Source organism: Mycobacterium sp. NGS16, from assembly GCF_059813225.1.
In genome coordinates this window covers 143267-163484 of sequence record NZ_JCALEE010000006.1, presented here as the reverse complement: position 1 = coordinate 163484, position 20218 = coordinate 143267, and the positions used below count along the sequence as shown (strand labels likewise).

The following is a 20218-nucleotide window of genomic DNA, read 5'->3' as shown; positions in this document are numbered from 1 at the left end:
CGCCGAGGATAGAGGCAGTCAGGAAGGCTCCGCTCGCCGGTCGCAGGTGATGAGCAGTAGCTTGTGCGTGAGCGCCGCCGCGCCGACCAAGGCCTTTACAAATCGTCCTTAAACTGTCACGCTTTCGGCCGGATCACCAGGGCAGGACGAACAGGAGAGACAACACCATGACGGGCAGTGACTTCTCCGGCCGCACCATGGTGGTGTCCGGCGGCAGCCGGGGCATCGGCTTGGCGATCGGACTCGGCGCGGCGAGGCTGGGCGCCAACGTGGTGCTGCTGGCCAAGACCGCCGAACCCCACCCCCGGCTGCCGGGAACGGTGCACACCGCCGCCGCCGAGATCGAAGCCGCCGGCGGCAAAGCTCTGGCCGTGGTGGGCGACGTGCGCAGCGAAGACGACGTGCAGCGCGCCGTCGACGCCGCCGTGGACCGGTTCGGCGGCATCGACATCTGCGTGAACAACGCCAGCGCCATCGCCACCGAGCCGACTGAGCAGCTGTCGGCCAAGAAGTTCGATCTGATGCAGGACATCAACGTCCGCGGCACGTTCCTGTTGACCAAGGCCTGCCTGCCGCATCTGCGGAGGTCTGCCGCGGCGCACGTGCTGACGATCGCTCCCCCGCTCAACTTGAACCCGTACTGGCTGGGCCTCCACCCGTCCTACACGCTGTCCAAGTACGGCATGAGCCTGCTGACATTGGGTTGGGCCGCCGAGTACGCCGAGGCCGGAATCGCCTGCAACTGCCTGTGGCCGGAGACCTACATCGCGACGTCCGCGGTCGCCAACTCCCCCGCCGGCGGCCAGCTGCTGGAGCAGGCCCGCAGCCCGCAGATCATGGCGGACGCCGCCGTGGCGATTCTGCGACGCCCGGCCGCCGAGGCGAGCGGGCAGTGCTACATCGACGCCGACGTGCTGGCCCAGGCCGGCGTGACCGACCTGTCCGGCTACGGCGGTGGGCCTGCGCCGCTGATGGACTTCTTCGTCGACCGGCCGCAGGGCGGCGGCGCCGAGGCGCGCTGAGCCGGTTGCGGCTCAGCGCAGGTAGACCTCGCTGCCGCTGGGATAGCCGCCACCGGTGGTGGTGACGTGGACGTGGTCGTAGTGGCCATAACCGCCGCGCTGCGCTCCCCCGCCGGGTGTGTAGTAGACGCCGCGCCAGATGGCGTCCTGCAGGCCGAACCGGTCCGCGTTCTCCATCACGTAGGCCACGATCGAGTCGCCGAGCGCGATGCCCTCGGCGCTGCCGGGGTTGGGAATCATCACATCAAGCGCCAGCCCATTGGGGTGCCAGCGCAACGCGTCGGCACGTACGCCGCCGATCTGGTGGATCTGCGGAAAGGCGTCGCTGATGCTGCGGGCCGCCTGGATCGTCTTGACCTGAAGGCCTCGTTCCGGGGCGACCCCGGCGGGCAGGAAGCGCGAAACCACCCGCATTCGAGACGCCGCCGCGACCCCGGCGGGCGTGCCCTGCCGCAGGTAGTCGGCGGGCGCCGAGACCAGCTGCATTCCGCTTGGGGACTCGGCCTCAGCAACCACCGGTGCGGGTTCGGTGGGGACTGTGGGATTGGCGCTGCCGCCCACAGCAAAGAACACTGCCACTGGTGCGATGACTACGGCCATCAATGCCGATGACTTTCGGCGCTCGCTGGCTAACTCGTGTCGGCCCACGGGTAGATAGGATACGAGAAATCTGGCTAATAGTCACAAATTTATAAAGCTCAGGAAACATTTTAGAATCGCGTGCCGCAGCAGCTGCCGCCTTCGCCGCCGCCCGTGCACCGTTCGTGCAGATCAGCGGACCCTGGGTGGCGCAGCGCACAGCGGCAAAGGTAGACCACCTAAGCAGCTGGGTTTAGACTGCACCCCATGAAGTCGACGACCCTTGCCGCGGCGGTCATGGGCTTGGCGGTGGCCCTGGCGGCACCTGCGCAGGCCGACCCCGACATTGATTTCGCCAACGAACTGCACACCTACGGCATCTACGGCCCACGGGACTACAACGCCTGGCTGGGCAAGATCGTCTGCGAGCGCCTGGACAAGGGGGTGGACGGCGACGCCGCCAAGTCGGTCCGCTTCATCACCCCCAACCTGCAGAAGGGCACCACCCAGCCGCAGGCCTGGCAGTTCCTGGGCGCCTCGATCCACACCTACTGCCCGGACAAGCGGCCGGTGCTCGAGCAGGCCGCAGCCCAGCACGGCTGATGAACGTCAGCCAGCTCTGGCAGAGCCGGCTGTTCGCCCGGACCGTCGGCGCCTCCTACGCCCGCGCGATTGAACAGCCCGGGGCGGCTCGCGTCGCCGGTCGGCTGCTCTTCGGCACCGACGTCGACCGCATTTACCAGGCGATGAACATCGTCGCCGACCTGCCCGACGGCTCTGCGGTACTGGATGTGCCCTGCGGTGGCGGCATCACCATCGCCCGCCTCAAACCCGGCCAACGCGTCCGCTACGTCGCGATGGACATCTCGGCGGGCATGCTCGACTACGCCCGCCAGCGGCTGCGCCCCGAGCAGAGCGACACCGTCGAGTTCATCGAGGCGAGCATCGACGCGATCCCGTTCGCCGATGACGAGTTCGACCTCTGCGTGTGCTTCAACGGGTTGCACTGCCTGCCTGATCCGGCCGCCGCCATCCGCGAGATCGCCCGATGCCTCAAACCGGGCGGCCGGCTCGTCGGCGATTTCGCCACCCGGGGCCAGGTCCGCCGCGCTGACGCCTACATGGTGTTGATGCGGGCCAGCGGCACCTTCGGTCCCGGCGGCACACTGGACGACGCCCGACGGTGGTTCACCGAAGCCGGCCTGACCGTCGGCGAACTCGAATGTTCCGGTGCCATCACGCATTTCGCCGTTCACAAATAAGCGTCGTATTTGGGCCCTAGCCCCGCCGGTTCTACGGACTATCGTCGTTGGTATCCCGATCCGACCGGCGAGAGGGGCCGCTCATGGCCGCACACGACATTCTCGATAGCTTCGGAACCAAAGACCAGCTAGCCGTCGACGACACCACCTATCAGATCCGGCGGCTCGATCGCATCGACGGGTCAGCGCGACTGCCCTACAGTCTCAAAGTTCTGCTGGAAGACCTGCTGCGCAACGAAGACGGCCACCTGGTGACCGACGAACAGATCAGCGCGATGGCGGCATGGGATCCCAAGGCCGAGCACGGCCGGGAAATCGCCTACACCCCGGCGCGGGTGCTGATGCAGGACTTCACCGGGGTGCCGTGCGTCGTCGACCTGGTGGCGATGCGCGACGCGATCGCAGAGCTGGGCGGGCAGACCAAACGGATCAACCCGCTGTGCCCCACCGAGCTGGTGATCGATCACTCGGTGATCGCCGACGTCTTCGGCCGCACCGACGCGTTCGCGCTCAACGCCGAGCTGGAATTCGAGCGCAACGCCGAGCGCTACCAACTGCTGCGCTGGGGACAGCAGGCCTTCGACGACTTCTCGGTGGTGCCGCCCGACACCGGCATCTGTCACCAGGTCAACCTGGAATATCTGGCCCGGGTGGTGTTCACCCGCGATGGTGCGGACGGCCCGCTGGCCTATCCGGACACCCTGGTCGGCACCGACTCGCACACCCCGATGGTCAACGGCCTCGGGGTGCTGGGCTGGGGCGTCGGCGGGATCGAAGCCGAAGCCGCCATGCTGGGCCAGCCGATGAGCATGCTGATCCCCCAGGTGGTGGGCTTGAAACTCACCGGCGAACTGCAGCCTGGCACCACCGCCACCGACCTGGTGCTCACCGTCGCCGAGCTGCTGCGGCGCACCGGGGTGGTCGGTAAGTTCGTCGAGTTCTTCGGCCCCGGCGTGGCCAACGTCCCGCTGGCCAATCGGGCCACGATCGGCAACATGAGCCCCGAGTACGGGGCCACCTGCGCGATCTTCCCCGTCGACGGCGTCACCTTGGACTACCTGCGGCTGACCGGCCGATCCGAACACCGCATCAAGCTGGTGGAGGCCTACACCAAAGAGCAGGGCATGTGGCACGACCCGGACAACGAGCCGGCGTACTCCCAAGTGCTCGAACTGGATCTGGGCAGCGTGGTGCCGTCGATCGCCGGGCCGAAACGCCCGCAGGACCGCATCCCGCTGAAGCTGGCCCCGCAGACCGTCTGCGCACTGCTCGGCGGTGCCGAAACGACCGAACAGGCGCTGTCGGAGCTCGACGAGGCGTCCGCGGACTCCTTCCCGGCCAGCGACCCGATCGCTTTCGGTGACACCAGCAGTCCCCAGGGCCGGCCCCGCAAGCCGCACAGCGAATGCGTCGACGGCGACTGGCCGTCCGCCTCGGTCGCCGTCGAGCTGGCGGACGGCACCAGCACCGACATCAATACCGGCGACGTGGTGATCGCGGCCATCACCTCCTGCACCAACACCTCCAACCCCTCGGTGATGATCGGCGCGGCCCTGCTGGCCCGCAACGCCGTCGACAAGGGTCTGTCCCGCAAGCCCTGGGTGAAGACCACGCTGGCACCCGGGTCGCGGGTGGTCACCGACTACTACGACCGGGCCGGCCTGACCCCGTACCTGGACAAGCTCGGCTTCAACCTGGTCGGCTACGGCTGCACCACCTGCATCGGCAACTCCGGCCCGCTGATCCCGGAGGTGAGCACGGCCGTCGTCGACAACGACCTGACGGTGTGCTCGGTGCTGTCGGGCAACCGCAACTTCGAGGGCCGCATCCACCCCGAGGTGCGGATGAACTTTCTGGCCTCCCCACCACTGGTGGTCGCCTACGCGCTGGCCGGCACGCTGCGGGTCAACCTGCTGAGCGACCCGCTCGGCACCGGCAGCGACGGCGAGCCGGTGTATCTGCGTGACATCTGGCCGACCACCGAGGAGATCAGCGCCGTCGTCGACGAGAACCTGCAGGCCGAGATGTTCACCGCCAGCTACGCCGACGTCTTCACCGGCGACGAGCGCTGGCGCGGGATGAAGGTGCCGGAGGGTGACACCTTCTCCTGGGACCCGGACTCCACCTACGTACGCCAGCCGCCGTACTTCGACGGCATGACCCGCGAGCCGGAACCGGTCACCGATATCACCGGCGCCCGGGTGCTGGCCAAACTGGGCGACTCGGTCACCACCGATCACATCAGCCCGGCCGGGTCGATCCGGTATGACTCCCCGGCCGGAAAGTACCTGTCCGAACACGGCATTGAGCGCAAGGACTTCAACTCCTACGGTTCGCGGCGCGGCAACCACGAGGTGATGATCCGCGGCACGTTCGCCAATGTCCGGCTGCGCAATCAGTTGGCGCCCGACACCGAGGGCGGCTTCACCCGCGACTTCACCCAGCCGGACGCTCCGGTGTCGACCATCTACGACGCGTCGGTCAACTACCTCGAGGCCGGCGTCCCGTTGGTGATTCTGGCGGGCAAGGAATACGGATCCGGGTCGTCGCGCGACTGGGCCGCGAAGGGCACCGCGCTGCTCGGGGTGCGGGCGGTGCTGGCGGTCTCCTTTGAGCGGATCCACCGCTCCAACCTGATCGGGATGGGTGTGCTTCCACTGCAGTTCCCCGACGGCGCCGACGCCGACTCACTGGGCCTGACCGGTGAGGAGACCTTCGACATCACCGGGGTGACCGCACTGGCCGACAGCATCCCCGACACCGTGCACGTCAAAGCCGGCGACGTGGAGTTCGATGCCAAGGTGCGCATCGATACCCCCGGCGAAGCCGACTACTACCGGCACGGCGGCATCATGCAATACGTGCTGCGGCAGCTGCTCGACTGAAGCTGAAACCACTATCTGTGCAGCAGAAGTCGGCAGGCGGGTAAGCCGATGCCCTGCGTTTAACGCGCTCAACGGCCGGGTAGCCCCGCACCGTGGTGTGGCGTATAGGCGTTGGCGCCCGGCGAAAGGAGCGGCGATGTTCTTGACGCTCAAGGAACAGGAACGTCTACTGATCCACACCGCGGCGGAGGTGGCGCTCAAACGCCGCAAGCGCGGCCTCAAGCTCAACCTGCCCGAAGCCACCGCGGTGGTCACCCAGTTCGTGCTCGAAGGAGCCCGCGACGGCCGAACGAAAGCCGACCTACAAGATGCGGCGCGCAACGTCCTGAAACGCGAAGACGTGATGGACGGCATCGCCGAGATGCTGCAGAAGATCGACGTCGAAGCGACGTTCCCCGACGGCACCAAATTGGTGACCGTTCCCCAGCCCATTCATTGACGTCGCCGAACGCCTTAGTTGCCAACATGTTTCGGGACGGGACGCGACGAGAGCAGCTGCCATGAGCGGATTGACCGACAAGATCAGGGACACCCTCACCAACCGCATGCAGCGGGCCCAGAAAAGCTCGTGGCTGCCGGGCGCGGCCAGTCGGACGGTCGCCCGGACCCAACGCGTCCTGCAGCGCAATCCCCGGCTGGAGAAACTGGTTTCGGCAACGCAGCGCCACGTGCCCCCGCTGCGGCGCCGACGCTCCGGCTCCGGCAAGTCGATTCCGATGGGCACCGGCAAGGCGCCGATCGGAATGGTGCAGCCGGGCCCCACCTCGAGCATGAAACCCTCGGCGCCGGGTGCCATCATCTTCGGGGACGCCCCGGTGCCCATCAATCTCGGCTGCGAGATCACGACCGTGAAGGTCGTCAACACCGGGGACCGGCCGATCTCGGTCGGCTCGCATTTCCATTTCGCCGAGGCCAACCCCGCGCTGGAGTTCGACCGCAAGGCGGCCTGGGGTAAGCGGCAGAACATCATCTCCAGCGGCATGAGCCGCTTCGACCCCGGCGTGACCCAGGAGATCGAGCTCATTCCGTTCGGTGGCCGCCGAATCGCCGCCGGGTTCCGCGGCGAATGCAAAGGCCCGCTCGATGCCTGAAATCCCCCGCCAGCTGTACGCGATGATGCTGGGCCCCACCAAGGGCGATCAGCTGCGGCTGGCCGACACCGACCTGTTCATCGAGATCGAAGAGGACCACTGCGTCGGCGGCAACGAGATCGTGTTCGGCGGCGGCAAATCCGGGCGCGAATCCCAGGGCCAATCACATACTCCCCGCGCGCAGGGCACCCCCGACCTGGTGATCGCCAACGTAGTGATCCTCGATCACTGGGGAATCATCAAGGCGGACGTCGGAATTCGTGACGGCCGATTCACCGCGATCGGGAAGTCGGGGAACCCCGACGTGATGGACGGCGTTCACCCCGGCCTGGTCATCGGTCCCTCGACCGAGATCATGAACGGCACCGGAATGATCATGACGGCCGGCGCCATCGACACCCACGTGCACTTCGTCAACCCGCAGATGTGCGAGGTGGCACTGCAAGCCGGCATCACCACACTGGTCGGCGGCGGCAGTGGACCCACCGACGGGGGCAAAGCCACCCTGGCGACTCCGGGCTCGTGGTGGCTGGCCAGGATGCTGGAGGGCTTCGACCCCTGGCCGGTCAACGTGGCGTTTCTGGGACGCGGCACCACGATCAGCGAGGAAGCATTGTGGGAACAGTTGCGCGCCGGCGCCGCCGGGCTCAAGGTCCACGAGGACTGGGGGGCGACACCGGCGGTGATCGACACCGCCTTGCGGGTCGCCGACGAGGCCGGCGTGCAGGTTGCCATCCACAGCGACACCCTCAACGAGGCGGGCTTCGTCGAAGATCTTATGCGCACGGTCAAAGGCCGCAGCTTTCACAGCTACCACACCGAGGGCGCCGGCGGCGGCCATGCTCCCGACTTCATCCGGATCGCCGGTGAGCCCAATGTGCTGCCGTCGTCGACCACACCGACCCGCCCGTTCACCGTCAACACCGTCGATGAGCAGCTCGACATGTGTTTGGTGGCCCACCAACTCAATCCCAAGGTTCCCGCGGAGCTGCAGTTCGCCGAGAGCCGGGTGCGGGCCGGCACCATCGCGGCCGAAGACATCTTGCAAGACATCGGCGCGATCTCGGCGATGTCGTCTGACGCGCAAGCGATGGGGCGCCTCGGCGAGACGGTGTTGCGTACCTGGCAGACCGCCCACGCGATGAAGCAACTGCGCGGTCCGCTGACCTCGGACGAGCGCGCCGACAACGAGCGCGCCCGGCGCTATGTCGCCAAAACCACGATCTGCCCGGCGATCATCCACGGCCTCGACGACGAAATCGGATCCATTGCCGTCGGCAAACTGGCCGACTTCGTGCTGTGGTCGCCGGCCATGTTCGGGGTCAAGCCGACCGCGGTGTTCAAAGGGGGCATGGGCGCGCTGGCGTTGCTCGGTGACCCCAGCGCGGCGGTGCCCACCCCCGAGCCGGTGTTGCCGCGGCTGGGTTACAACACCTTCACCCGCGCCGCAGCGGCCACCAGCGTCGCGTTCGTCGCGCCCGCCGCCCTCGACGACGGGCTGGCCGACCGGCTCAACGTCGAACGCAGGCTCGTGCCGGTCAAGAACATGCGCGGACGCAGCAAAGCCGACCTGCCCCACAATGATGCGCTGCCGACCATCGACGTCAACCCCGACACCTTCGAGGTCCGCATCGACGGGCAGGTGGCCAATCATCCACCCCTGACCGAGCTGCCCATGACCCAGCGTTACTTCCTTTACTGACATGCCAACCACGCCCGCTGCGCTGCTGCTGCTCACCGACGGGCGGCTACCGGCCGGCGGTTACGCGCACTCCGGCGGCGTCGAGGCATCGGTTCAGGCGGGACGCGTACATGACCGAGCCAGCCTGGAGAACTTCCTGCGCGGACGGGCCGCCACCTCGGGTGCCGTCGCGGCCGCATTCGCCGCCGCGGCCTGCAGCGCGGCCACCGCGGACAACATCCCGCGACTTGCCGGCCTGGAAGCCGAACTCGATGCCCGGATGCCCTCACCGGCGCTGCGCAGCGTCTCGCGTGCCCTGGGCCGTCAACTGCAGCGGGCGATGCGCACCATCCGGCCGGCCCCCCAGCTCGATGCGCTGGGCCGACACCCGCACCAGCCGATCGCCATGGGGGTGGTCGCCGCCGTCTTCGACCTCGATGCGCGAGAGGCGGCCACGGCGACGCTGTATGACAGCGTGGCTGGGCCGGCCGCCGCCGCGGTCCGGTTGATCAGCCTCGATCCGCTCGAAGTCCATGCCGTGCTGGCAGATCTGCTGGCCGACCTCGATGCCCTGGCCGCCACCGCTGCCGGTCACGCCGACACCCCGGCGCCGGACTTGCCGGCGCACACCGCCCCGTTGCTCGATATCGCCGCTGAACATCACGTCCGGCAGGAGGCGCGGCTATTTGCTTCCTGAACCGCAACCCGGCGAGATGCGCGCCTACGCACGGCTGGCCACCGAAGCCACGATCGGCGGCGACGGACAGTGGATCAGCCACGTCAGCGCCCTGCGCGCCCAGGCTTCGATCGTCCCGCGCATCACCGGGCCCAAGGAACCGCAGCCGTGGGCGGATCGGCTACCCGCGCCGGTCCGGGTGAGTGTGGCCGCGGGCGCCGCCGGACCGGTGGGTGGCGACGAAACCCACTTCGACATCGATGTGGGAGCCAACAGCTCCCTGGTCCTCACCGACATCTCCGCCACCGTGCTGCTGCCGGGCGCGCAGGGGCGCTGCTCCCGCAGTTCGGTACGGGTCCGGGTGGCACACGGCGCCACCCTGGTCTGGCTGGCCGAGCCGTTGATCGCCGCGGCAAACTGCAACCACCTCAACGAGGTGCAGGTCGACCTGGCCGACACCGCCCGGTTGCTGCTGCGTGAAGAGCTGGTACTGGGCCGCCACGGCGAACAACCGGGCACCATCTTCCAGCGGCTGCGGATCCGGCGCGCCGGACAGCCGCTCTACCGCCAGGACCTGCATATCGGGGCCGACGCCCCGGGCTGGAACAGTGCGGCGGTCGCCGCCGACCACCGGGCCGTGGGCTCGGTGCTGGTGGTGGATCCGCAACGGGATTGGACGACGCAGCGCAGTGCCACGCTGTGCCCGTCGGCCGCGCTGCTGCCGCTGGCCGGCCCGGCGGCGCTGGTCTGCGCGCTTGCCGACGACAGCCTCGCGTTGCGCCGGTCGCTGACCGCGGGCCTCGACGACCTCGGGACTCCGTGGCAATCCGATGAAGTCCCACTCGAGAAGGAGCCGCACAGTGCCTGACGCCCAACCAATCCACCCCGACTCGCGTGCGCTACGGCTGGGAGTAGCCGGGCCGGTGGGCACCGGCAAGAGCTCCCTGATCGCCACGGTGTGCCGCAACTTGTCCGGCGTCTACCGCTTCGGTGTCGTCACCAATGACATCTACACCGACGAGGATGCGCGTTTTCTGCGGGCGCAAGGAATTCTGCCCGCCGAGCGGATCCGCGCCGTGGAAACCGGCGCCTGCCCGCACACCGCGATCCGCGACGACATCACGATGAATCTGCTTGCCGTCGAAGACCTCGAACGCGATTTCGCTCCGCTCGACATCGTTTTGATCGAAAGCGGCGGCGACAACCTCACCGCCACCTTCTCCCCCGGCCTCGTCGACGCCCAGATCTTCGTCCTCGATGTCGCCGGCGGCGGAGACGTCGCACGCAAAGGCGGACCCGGAATCGCGCGCGCGGACCTGCTGGTGATCAACAAGATCGACCTCGGGGCCTACGTCGAAGTCGATGTGCGGCAGATGATTGCCGATGCCCGGGCCGCCCGCGCCGGCGCCCCCGTCCTGGCCCTGTCGCGCAACGACCAGCGCACCGTCGACGCGCTGTGCCAGTGGGTGCGCACCTTGCACGCCGCCTACCGCCGCGGCGGCCACATCCCGGTCGACCCGGGTCCGATGGCACCGCACAGCCATGACCACGAGACATAGTGGCTTCGGCTGTTCGGCGCTCGCGAAGAAAACGGTACGAAGCGACTCGATCTGCGTTTTCGGATCGGCTCCGGTGGTATACCGGGACGCAGTGCTGCTCTCGCTGGGATGGTGCTGACCCCAACGTCGAGGCCGGGCGAAATCTGATCCACGGTGAGATCCGCGACGAACGGAGGCCGGGGCGATGACGGCAAGCACACCACAGGCGTCGTTGGCGCCGCTGCTACCGGGCGGCGAGCCGATCGAATCGCTGCTGCGCCGCGCACAATTCTTCACCCCCGGCACCCCGACACCGGATCACCGCGAGGTACATCGCCGGGGCGGGCGCGGCGCCGAGGAGTTCTATCGGCAGCGCTGGCGGCACGGCAAGGTGGTGCGCTCCACCCACGGGGTCAACTGCACCGGTTCGTGCTCGTGGAAGATCTACGTCAAAGAGGGCATCATCGCCTGGGAAACCCAGGCGGTCGATTACCCGTCGGTGGGACCGGACAGCCCCGAGTACGAGCCGCGCGGATGCCCGCGGGGCGCATCGTTTTCCTGGTACACCTATTCGCCGGCCCGAGTCCGTTACCCCTACATCCGGGAGCCGCTGCTGGCGATGTGGCGGGAGGCGCGCCACCGGCTCGGTGACCCGGTGGCCGCCTGGGCGGAGATCACCGGCGATCCCGAGCGTGCAGCCCGCTACAAGTCGGCCCGCGGTCAGGGCGGCTTCCTGCGGGCGTCCTGGGCCGAAGTCAGCGAGCTGATCGCCGCCGCACATGTGCACACGATCTCCGAATACGGCCCGGATCGGGTGGTGGGGTTCTCCCCCATCCCGGCGATGTCGCAGGTTTCCTACGCCGCGGGGACCCGGTTTCTGTCGATGATCGGCGGCACCATCCTGTCGTTCTACGACTGGTACGCCGACATGCCGATCGCCTCACCGCAGGTTTACGGCGATCAGACCGATGTCCCGGAATCGGGTGACTGGTGGAATGCCGCCTATCTGATCATCTGGGGCACCAACCTGCCGATCACCCGTACCCCGGACGCGCATTTCATGACCGAGGCGCGCTACCGCGGCCAGAAGGTGGTGGTGGTCAGCCCCGACTACTCCGACCACACCAAGTTCGCCGACGACTGGCTGGCGTGCGCCCCCGGCACCGATGGCGCGCTGGCGATGGCGATGGGGCACGTGGTGCTCTCCGAGTTCTTCCGGGACCGGCAGGTGCCCTACTTCCAGTCCTACGTGAAGACCTACACCGACCTGCCGTTCCTGGTCACCCTGCGGCAACGCGAGGACGCTTACGTCCCCGACCGTTTCTTGACCGCCGCCGACCTCGGCCGCGATGTTGAGCACGCCGCCCACCGCACCGTGCTGCTGGACTCGGCCACCGGGGAACCCGTCGTGCCCAACGGCACGGTGGCCGACCACTTCAGCGAATCCGGCAAGGGCAGCTGGAACCTCGACCTCGGCGAGGTGGATCCAGTGCTGACGCTGTACGGCCGTGATGGCACCGAATCGGCCCGGATCGACCTGCCGCGCTTCGATATCGGCGCCACCGAGGGCGGGTCGGCGATCCGGCGCGGTGTTCCGGTGCTGCGTATCGGCGAGCATTTGGTGACGACGGTCTTCGATCTGCTCATGGCCCACTATGCGGTGCGCCGCGACGGCCTGCCCGGACAATGGCCGACCGGCTACGACGATGCAGCTCAACCCAATACGCCGGCCTGGCAGGAAGCGATCACCTCGGTGCCGGCTGCCGCCGCGGCCCGGGTGGCGCGGGAGTTCGCCCGCAGCGCCGAACTGTCCCACGGCCGGTCGATGATCGCGATGGGCGCCGGCACCAACCACTGGTTTCACTCCGACCAGATCTACCGCACGTTTTTCACGTTGACCATGCTGTGCGGTTGTCAGGGCGTCAACGGGGGCGGCTGGGCGCACTACGTCGGGCAGGAAAAGGTGCGACCGCTGACTGGGTGGCAGCAAGTCGCATTCGCCTTGGACTGGCAACGGCCGACCCGGCAGATGACCGGCACGTCGTTCTTCTACCTGCACACCGACCAATGGCGTTACGAGCAATTCGGCGCCGACGAGCTGTCCTCACCGTTGGGCCCCGGCCTGTTTCGCGGCCGGGCGATGGCCGACGCGCTGGCGCAGGCGACGCGACTGGGTTGGACACCGTCGCACCCGATGTTCGATCGGAACCCGTTGAGTCTGGCTGCCTCCGCCGCGCAGGAGGGCAAGAGCGTCGCCGACTACGTGGTCGACGAGGTGACGGCCGGGCGGCTGCGTTTCGCCGGAGAGGACCCGGACAACCCGGTGAACTTCCCGCGGGTGCTGACCGTGTGGCGGGCCAACCTGCTGGGTTCCTCGGGCAAGGGCATGGAGTATTTCATGAAACACCTTCTCGGTGCCCAGAATGCGGTGCGTGCCGAGGAGACCCCGGAGGCGTTGCGACCGTCGGAGGTGCGCTGGCGCGACACCGCACCGACCGCCAAGCTGGACTTGGCCGTCACCCTTGATTTCCGGATGACCAGCACCTGCACCTACTCCGATATCGTGTTGCCGGCGGCGACTTGGTATGAGAAGTACGACATCTCCACCACCGACATGCATCCGTTCGTGCATTCGTTCAACCCGGCCATTGCCCCGCCGTGGGAAGCCCGCACCGACTTCGATACTTTCGCCACGATCGCCCGCGCCTTCTCCCGGTTAGCCAGCGAGCATCTGGGCACCCGCACCGATGTGATCGCCGCACCGTTGATGCATGATTCGGCGGACGAGCTGGCGCAACCCGGCGGGGTCGTGGCCGACTGGACCCGGGGTGAGAGCGACCCGATACCCGGGGTGACGATGCCCCGACTGATCACCGTCGAACGGGACTACACCGCCGTGGCAGCCAAAATGGCCGCGCTCGGCCCGCTGGTGGAGACGGTCGGCACCGGGGTCAAAGGCATCTCGTGGAAGCCGACCACCGCGGTCGACTGGCTGGGCCGGCAGAACGGAATCGTGCACGGCGGCCCCGGGGACGGCCGACCGTCGCTGGGTCGCGACATCCATATGGCCGAGGCCATTCTGGCGCTGTCGGGCACCACCAATGGCGAGGTGGCGATGCAGGGCTGGCAGGCACTGGAGGAACGTACCGGAATGCTGTTGGCGGACTTGGCTGCGGAGCGCTCCGGTGAGCAGATCACCTTCGACGACACCCAGACCCAGCCCCGCTCGGTGATCACCTCACCCGAATGGTCCGGCAGCGAGACCGGTGGCCGGCGCTACTCGCCGTTCGTGGTCAACGTCGAGCGAAAGAAGCCCTGGCACACCCTCACCGGTCGGATGCATTTCTTTCTCGACCACGATTGGATCGCCGAATACGGAGAATGGCTGCCGGTCTACCGCCCACCGCTGAACTACCTGCGCCACTTCGGTGAGCAGGGCATGCGTGCCCAGGGCCGCCGCGAGATCACGGTGCGTTATCTCACGCCGCATTCGAAGTGGTCGATCCACTCCGAATACCAGGACAACCTGCACATGCTGCGGCTGTTCCGCGGCGGGCCGGTGATCTGGATGAGCCCGCAGGATGCAGCGAAAATCGATGTGGCCGACAATGATTGGATTGAGGCGTTCAACCGCAACGGCGTGGTGGCCTGCCGGGCGGTGGTCACTCATCGGATGCCGGAAGGCACCGTGTTCATGTACCACGCCATGGACCGGCACCTGATGACGCCGAAGACCGAGGTGTCGGACTACCACGGCGGCGGTGACAACTCGCTGACCCGGCTGGTGATCAAACCGACCCACATGATCGGCGGTTATGCGCAGCAGTCGTTCGGGTTCAACTATCACGGCCCGACCGGGAACCAGCGTGACGAGATCACCGTCATCCGCCGCCGCGCCCAGGAGGTGCAATACCAATGAGGGTGATGGCCAACGTGTCGATGGTGATGAACCTCGACAAGTGCATCGGTTGCCACACCTGCACGGTCACCTGCAAGCAGGTGTGGACCAACCGTCCCGGCACCGAGTACGTCTACTTCAACAACGTCGAGACCAAGCCGGGCATCGGCTACCCGAAACGCTATGAGGACCAGAACCAATGGCACGGCGGCTGGACGTTGGACCGCAAAGGCCGGCTGCAGCTTCGGGCCGGTGGCCGGCTGCGCAAGCTGTTGTCGATCTTCTACAACCCGGACCTGCCGAGCATCGACGACTACGGCGACCCCTGGACCTATGACTATCAGACCGTCATCGACGCACCGCTGGGCACACCGAACCCCACAGCGCATTCCATCTCCGCGCTGACCGGCCGTGACATGAAAGTGAAGTGGGGCAGCAACTTCGACGATGATCTCGCCGGCGCTCCCGAGCTGGCTCCGGGCGACCCCGACCTCGCGGGCCTGGAAGAACAGGTGAAGATGGAGTTCGAAGAGGTCTTCATGTTCTACCTGCCGCGGATCTGCGAGCACTGCCTCAACCCGTCATGTGTCGCCTCCTGTCCCTCCGGGGCGATGTACAAACGCGCCGAAGACGGCATCGTGCTGGTCGATCAGGACAGGTGCCGAGGCTGGCGGTTCTGTGTGTCAGGCTGCCCGTACAAGAAGGTCTACTTCAACCACCGCACCGGCAAGGCCGAGAAATGCACCTTCTGCTATCCCCGCATCGAACAAGCACTGCCCACCATCTGCTCGGAGACCTGCGTGGGCCGGCTGCGTTACCTCGGGTTGTTCCTCTACGACGCCGACAAGCTGCTCGACGCCGCGGCCGTCCCGGATGTGCAGGACCTCTACGAAGCCCAGCTCGGGGTGTTTCTGGACCCACACGATCCCGACGTGCAGGCCGCCGCCGAACGCGACGGTATCCCGCACGACTGGATCGAGGCAGCCAAACGCTCACCGTGCTACGAGCTGGCCGTACGCCACCGGGTGGCGCTGCCGTTGCACCCGGAATACCGTACGCTGCCGATGGTTTGGTACATCCCGCCACTGTCACCGGTCGCCGACGTGGTGAGCGCCCAAGGCTACGACGTCGACAACCCGGACAAGGTGTTCGCCACCATCGACGCGCTGCGCATTCCGGTTGAATACCTGGCCAACCTGTTCACCGCGGGCGATGCCGACGTGGTGCGCACGGTGCTGCGAAAGCTCGCCGCGGTGCGGGCCATCCAGCGGGCAGGCCAGCTTGGTCTGTCCATCGACACCGACTTGCCGGCCAGCGTGAGGGCGACCGCTGACGATCTCGACGATCTGTACCGGCTGCTGGCGATCGCCAAATATGAAGAGCGCTACGTTATCCCGCCCGCGCACGCCGAGGAGGCGGGCCGGTTGATGGGCCAGCACGAGCAGTTGTTCTGCAGCCTGGACACCGACGGCGGCCCGGGCATGGGCGGTATGGGCCCGACCGGCCCGCACGGCATCGGGGCCTACCATCCGCCGCATTCCGATTCCGATTCCGCGGCGAACACCCCCAAACATGCCGGCCGCCCGGCGGGCCGGCTCAACCTGCTCAACTGGAATGGCCGGGACGCTGCACCCGGAATGTTCCCGGAACCGGGTTCGGCGTGAATACCGCGACCGCGAAACTGGCATCGGTGCTGCTGCAGTATCCGACCGAAGCGCTCTTCGACGGGCTGCCCGAACTGGAACGGTTCGCGGCGACCGCCGGTCCCAAGGCGGCCCGGGAGTCCTTCGGGACGTTCTTGAACTGGCTGGGCGCCACACCCGCAACCGACGTCGCCGCGCACTACGTTGCGACATTCGACCTGCGTCGACGGTGCGCGCTCTACCTGACCTACTACCGCTACGGCGACACCCGTAAGCGGGGTATGGCGATGGTGGTGTTCAAGGCTGCCTACCGCGACGCCGGCTTCGTGGTCTGCGATCACGACCTGCCCGACTTCCTGCCGATCGTCTTGGATTTCGCCGCGCTGTGCCCGAAGGGTGAGCGGCTGTTGGCGAACCATCGCAGTGACCTGGAGCTGTTGCGTCGCGCCCTGGTCAAAGCCGAGTCGCCCTACGCCGACGTCATCGCCGCGGTCACCGCCGCCTTGCCGAAACTCGGTAAGCGCGAGCTGGGGCGGGTTCAGGCGGCCTGGAAGGCAGGACCCCCAGCCGAAGAGGTGGGTTTGGAGCCGTTCGCTCCTCCGGATTACCTGTCTGGCTACGGAACCGGCTCCGACGCCCTGGGAGGTGCGCAATGCCACAGATAACCCCCTGGCAGCTGATCTTGTGGGTGATCCTGCCGTATGTGGCGATCGCCGTCTTCATCGTCGGGCACATCTGGCGCTGGCGCTATGACCAGTTCGGTTGGACGAGCCGCTCCACCCAGTTACAGGAGCGGCGGCTGCTCAAATGGGGTGCCCCGCTGTTCCACTACGCCACTTTCGCCGCGATCGCCGGCCACGTCATGGGAATCCTGATTCCCAAGTCGTTCACCGATTGGCTCGGTATCCATGAGACCTGGTACCAAGATTTCTCGGCCATCGGCGGGTCGGCCGCGGCGATCGGAGTGCTGATCGGTGGCGGGGTGCTGTTGCTGCGGCGCACCGCGGTGCCGAGAGTGCGCGCCACCACCAGCGCGGTGGACTATCTGACGCTGATCCTGCTGGGCATCATCGTGCTGCTTGGCATCTATCTGACCTTGGGCATCCAGAACACCTCGCACTACGAATACCGCAACACGGTCGGTGTCTGGTTTCGTAGCCTGTTCGCCATGGACCCGAACGTCACGGCGATCGCGAGCGCGCCGCTGATGTATCAGGTGCACGCCATCGCGGCGTGGGCGATCTTCTTCGTCTGGCCGTTCAGCCGCCTGGTTCATGCCTGGAGCTATCCGCTGTGGTACCTGTGGCGGCCCTACATCGTGGTGCGTAGCCGGGTTGCGACCCGACCCAAGGAGCCGGGAACCGGCGGAAAGTGGCGGAAAATCGGTGTCCCGTATTGATACTCAACTGACCGTGGGAGGTGCTGGCGGCACCCGGGAGGCGGTTCGCACCCTCAACCCCGGCTACTTCGCGCTGGTGATGGCCAGTGGCATGGTGTCGATGGCGATGTACCACCAGCAGGCCTACCGGTTGTCGGTGCTGCTGCTGTGGGTGACCGTGCTGTCCTACCTGGTGCTGGTGACGGTGTCGGCGGTACGAATCATCGCCTTTCCCCACGCGTTCCGGGCCGACCTGTCCGATTCCGGCCGCGCCTTCGGGCTGTTCACGTTCGTCTCGGCCACCAACGTGCTAGGGGCCCGCCTCGTCATCGACGGGCATACGAGGGTGGCGGCCGGGCTGCTGATAGTCAGCTCGCTGGCGTGGCTGGTGCTCGGCTATCTCATTCCGTGGACCGCGGTGCTGGGCACCTCGGAGCGCCCGGTGGTGCGACGGGCCAACGGCACCTGGTTCATCTGGGTGGTGGCCAGCCAGTCCGTCGCGGTGCTGGCCGCGGTGCTCGAGGTCGACATCGACGGTCCGTGGCGCCAGAGTTTGGCGCTGCTCGCGGTGGTGTCCTGGTCGATCGGGGTGTTCCTCTACGGCGCCGCGGGGGTCTTCGTGGCGTTGCGGTTGCTGCTCTACCCACTGCTGCCCGAGGAACTCATTCCGCAGTACTGGGTGGGGATGGGCGCCAGCGCGATCACCGTGTTGGCCGGCGCCCGGATCGTCGAGATGGCCGAGGCTCCGATGGTCACCGCGACCCGTGGTCTGATCGCCGGAACGTCGGTGCTGTTCTGGGCGTTCGGCACCTGGCTGATCCCGCCGTTGATCGCCGCCGGGGTGTGGCGGCATGTGGTGCACCGGATCTCACTGCGCTATGAGGCGCCGTGGTGGAGCGTGATCTTCCCACTGGGCATGTACGGGGTGGGCAGCCACTACCTGGGGCAGGCCGACCACCTGCCGATCGTCTACTACATCGGCTCGGTGCAGAGCTGGATCGCGCTGGCCGCATGGACGATCACGTTCGTCCTCATGCTGCATCACCTGGTGGTGACCCTCGGGCCCGGGGCGCGCTAGAAGGGTGGTGGATCGTTGCAGGCCGCGAGTGCGCGTCGGTGGGCCGCTTCGGCGGCTTCGGCGGCGAGGCGGGCCTCAGTCCGGTTGCGCTCGCACTGCCTGCGCGTTGCTCGATCCTGCGCCCGGGTGCGCTTGCGGGTCGGCATCATCAACCCGCGGTCGCCGACCGGTGACCATACCGGCAGCTCCAGTTCCCCAGTGGGAATGGCCAGCTGGGGGAAGTACAGGGCGCCTCCGGGTTTGGTGACGTAAGTGTGCCCGGTCGGGGCGATCCAGGTGACGGTTCCATCCGGCTCCTGCCGATCACGCCAGCCGTTCTCACCAGTCCAGAACGTCTTCAAAAGGTGGTGCGGACGGCACAGCAGTTTGAGGTTCGATGCGTGCGTCGGTCCGAGCGGATACGGCACCGTGTGGTCGATGTCGGCGCACTCTGCCGGGCGCCCGCAGCCGGGAAACCGGCATGTCACATCCCTACAGCGCACGAAGTCCGCCAGCGCCGTCGACGGACGATACCCCGGCTCCGGCGGCGCATCCTTCGGGTGACGAACCGTGCGCACCTTGGCCGACTTGGCGACCTCGCGCAGCGCCTCCGCCGATATGCCGCCGAACCCGGGGACGTAACCAGGTGCCTCGGAGCTCCCGTCGAGGGTGGCCTGTTCGGCCATGACGTGGATCATCACCGCACCCACGGGCGCATCGCCGGTGGCGGCGGGGCACTCCGGCGAGCCGCATTCACACGCCATCGTGGCGGCGCCCGCGGTGAGCGCCCGCAAGGCGTCGGCCCGCCGCTCGCCTTTGGTGCGCGGATCGGCTTTGCACACGGTCGCGGCCAGTTCGCTGAGCCGCTGATCGAACGCCAACGCGTCGGGGGTGCGCACGTCGCCGAAGATCTCGGCCAAACCCGAATGCTGCGGCATCACACCGATGTGGCGAGATCGTTCGAAGGTGCGCGCTTCGCGCACCGCAGCTGGTTCGAGGACCTGCACCCAGTAGTCGACGGCTTCGACGATGCGGCTGCGCGACCAGGTGCCCCACCGGGCGGCGTTGCGCTCCAACCACCGGTCCATCCGCGGGATGGCATCCGGATCCATCATCAACTCGGTGCGATGCACCACCGCCGCGACCACCTGGTAGTCCACCAGACCTGCCGCAAACAGCGCCGCGAGCTTGGGCAGCCGCTCCGCGAGAGCCAGACCGATCCGCAACTGCCCCGCCGCACGCCCACGACTGATGCCCTGGGCCGCCGCCACCTCGGCGGCCACTGCTTCCCAACCATCGATGGCCCAGATCTCGCGACGCGCGACCTCCTGTTCGGCCAACCGCCGGTGATATAACTCCGCCCCCGCGGCAAACACCCGCGCCAGGAACGCCGCCTGCAGACGCGCCGCGGCCTGCATGGCATCGACCAAGCCCGCGTCATCACACTCGCGGATCCCCGCCAGCGACGGAAGCTTGATATCGAACATATGTTCGAATATACACCGTTT

General features: G+C 67.3%; 17 protein-coding genes. 15 read left to right on the top strand and 2 right to left on the bottom strand.

Annotated elements, in window-relative coordinates; translation table 11 throughout:
* Positions 1-167 precede the first annotated feature (167 nt).
* The gene (locus tag AC5Y4Q_RS15470) at positions 168-1022 is read left to right on the top strand and encodes an SDR family oxidoreductase (protein WP_064920637.1); all 855 of its coding nucleotides are present in this window, start codon (positions 168-170) and stop codon (positions 1020-1022) included.
* 12 nt (positions 1023-1034) lie between these two features.
* Here the strand turns inward: AC5Y4Q_RS15470 and AC5Y4Q_RS15465 are convergent, their stop codons facing one another.
* Positions 1035-1670, bottom strand: coding sequence for a VldE C-terminal domain-containing protein (locus tag AC5Y4Q_RS15465; RefSeq protein WP_082952503.1), 636 nt, complete (start codon positions 1668-1670; stop codon positions 1035-1037).
* A 198-nt stretch (positions 1671-1868) separates the two neighbouring features.
* Here AC5Y4Q_RS15465 and AC5Y4Q_RS15460 point away from each other — a divergent pair, with 198 nt between their 5' ends.
* The 14 genes from AC5Y4Q_RS15460 to AC5Y4Q_RS15395 all read left to right on the top strand — a co-directional run bounded on the left by AC5Y4Q_RS15460 (position 1869) and on the right by AC5Y4Q_RS15395 (position 18731).
* Complete coding sequence (locus tag AC5Y4Q_RS15460) at positions 1869-2204, top strand: DUF732 domain-containing protein (RefSeq protein ID WP_064920639.1); 336 nt, start codon at positions 1869-1871, stop codon at positions 2202-2204.
* Positions 2204-2863: a class I SAM-dependent methyltransferase gene (locus AC5Y4Q_RS15455; RefSeq protein WP_064920640.1), complete on the top strand. Its 660-nt coding sequence runs from the start codon at positions 2204-2206 to the stop codon at positions 2861-2863. The genes AC5Y4Q_RS15460 and AC5Y4Q_RS15455 overlap by 1 nt, the downstream gene beginning before the upstream one ends.
* An 83-nt stretch (positions 2864-2946) precedes the next feature.
* Positions 2947-5748, top strand: a complete 2802-nt coding sequence (locus AC5Y4Q_RS15450; RefSeq protein WP_064920641.1) for an aconitate hydratase — start codon at positions 2947-2949, stop codon at positions 5746-5748.
* Positions 5749-5884: 136 nt separating this feature from the next.
* Positions 5885-6187, top strand: coding sequence for an urease subunit gamma (locus tag AC5Y4Q_RS15445; protein ID WP_064920642.1), 303 nt, complete (start codon positions 5885-5887; stop codon positions 6185-6187).
* A 61-nt stretch (positions 6188-6248) separates the two neighbouring features.
* Entirely contained in the window at positions 6249-6839 is a 591-nt protein-coding gene (gene ureB / locus AC5Y4Q_RS15440) for an urease subunit beta (RefSeq protein WP_234786338.1), read from the top strand.
* Entirely contained in the window at positions 6832-8541 is a 1710-nt protein-coding gene (locus AC5Y4Q_RS15435; protein ID WP_499959542.1) for an urease subunit alpha, read from the top strand. Before ureB ends, AC5Y4Q_RS15435 begins: the two co-directional genes overlap by 8 nt.
* Position 8542: 1 nt before the next feature.
* Complete coding sequence (locus tag AC5Y4Q_RS15430) at positions 8543-9217, top strand: urease accessory protein UreF (protein ID WP_125224463.1); 675 nt, start codon at positions 8543-8545, stop codon at positions 9215-9217.
* Positions 9218-9233: 16 nt separating this feature from the next.
* Positions 9234-10064: an urease accessory protein UreD gene (locus AC5Y4Q_RS15425; RefSeq protein ID WP_064920645.1), complete on the top strand. Its 831-nt coding sequence runs from the start codon at positions 9234-9236 to the stop codon at positions 10062-10064.
* Positions 10057-10755, top strand: coding sequence for an urease accessory protein UreG (ureG, locus tag AC5Y4Q_RS15420; protein ID WP_499959538.1), 699 nt, complete (start codon positions 10057-10059; stop codon positions 10753-10755). The genes AC5Y4Q_RS15425 and ureG overlap by 8 nt, the downstream gene beginning before the upstream one ends.
* Positions 10756-10939: 184 nt before the next feature.
* Positions 10940-14653, top strand: coding sequence for a nitrate reductase subunit alpha (locus AC5Y4Q_RS15415; RefSeq protein ID WP_064920647.1), 3714 nt, complete (start codon positions 10940-10942; stop codon positions 14651-14653).
* Positions 14650-16296: a nitrate reductase subunit beta gene (narH, locus tag AC5Y4Q_RS15410; protein WP_064920648.1), complete on the top strand. Its 1647-nt coding sequence runs from the start codon at positions 14650-14652 to the stop codon at positions 16294-16296. The genes AC5Y4Q_RS15415 and narH overlap by 4 nt, the downstream gene beginning before the upstream one ends.
* The gene (gene narJ, locus AC5Y4Q_RS15405) at positions 16293-16940 is read left to right on the top strand and encodes a nitrate reductase molybdenum cofactor assembly chaperone (protein WP_064920649.1); all 648 of its coding nucleotides are present in this window, start codon (positions 16293-16295) and stop codon (positions 16938-16940) included. The genes narH and narJ overlap by 4 nt, the downstream gene beginning before the upstream one ends.
* Complete coding sequence (gene narI, locus AC5Y4Q_RS15400) at positions 16928-17674, top strand: respiratory nitrate reductase subunit gamma (protein ID WP_234787901.1); 747 nt, start codon at positions 16928-16930, stop codon at positions 17672-17674. Before narJ ends, narI begins: the two co-directional genes overlap by 13 nt.
* Entirely contained in the window at positions 17661-18731 is a 1071-nt protein-coding gene (locus AC5Y4Q_RS15395; protein ID WP_419179696.1) for a tellurite resistance/C4-dicarboxylate transporter family protein, read from the top strand. Before narI ends, AC5Y4Q_RS15395 begins: the two co-directional genes overlap by 14 nt.
* Here AC5Y4Q_RS15395 and AC5Y4Q_RS15390 read toward each other — a convergent pair.
* Complete coding sequence (locus AC5Y4Q_RS15390) at positions 18728-20197, bottom strand: HNH endonuclease signature motif containing protein (protein ID WP_064920651.1); 1470 nt, start codon at positions 20195-20197, stop codon at positions 18728-18730. The two genes, AC5Y4Q_RS15395 and AC5Y4Q_RS15390, sit on opposite strands and share 4 nt — an antisense overlap.
* Positions 20198-20218 lie beyond the last annotated feature (21 nt).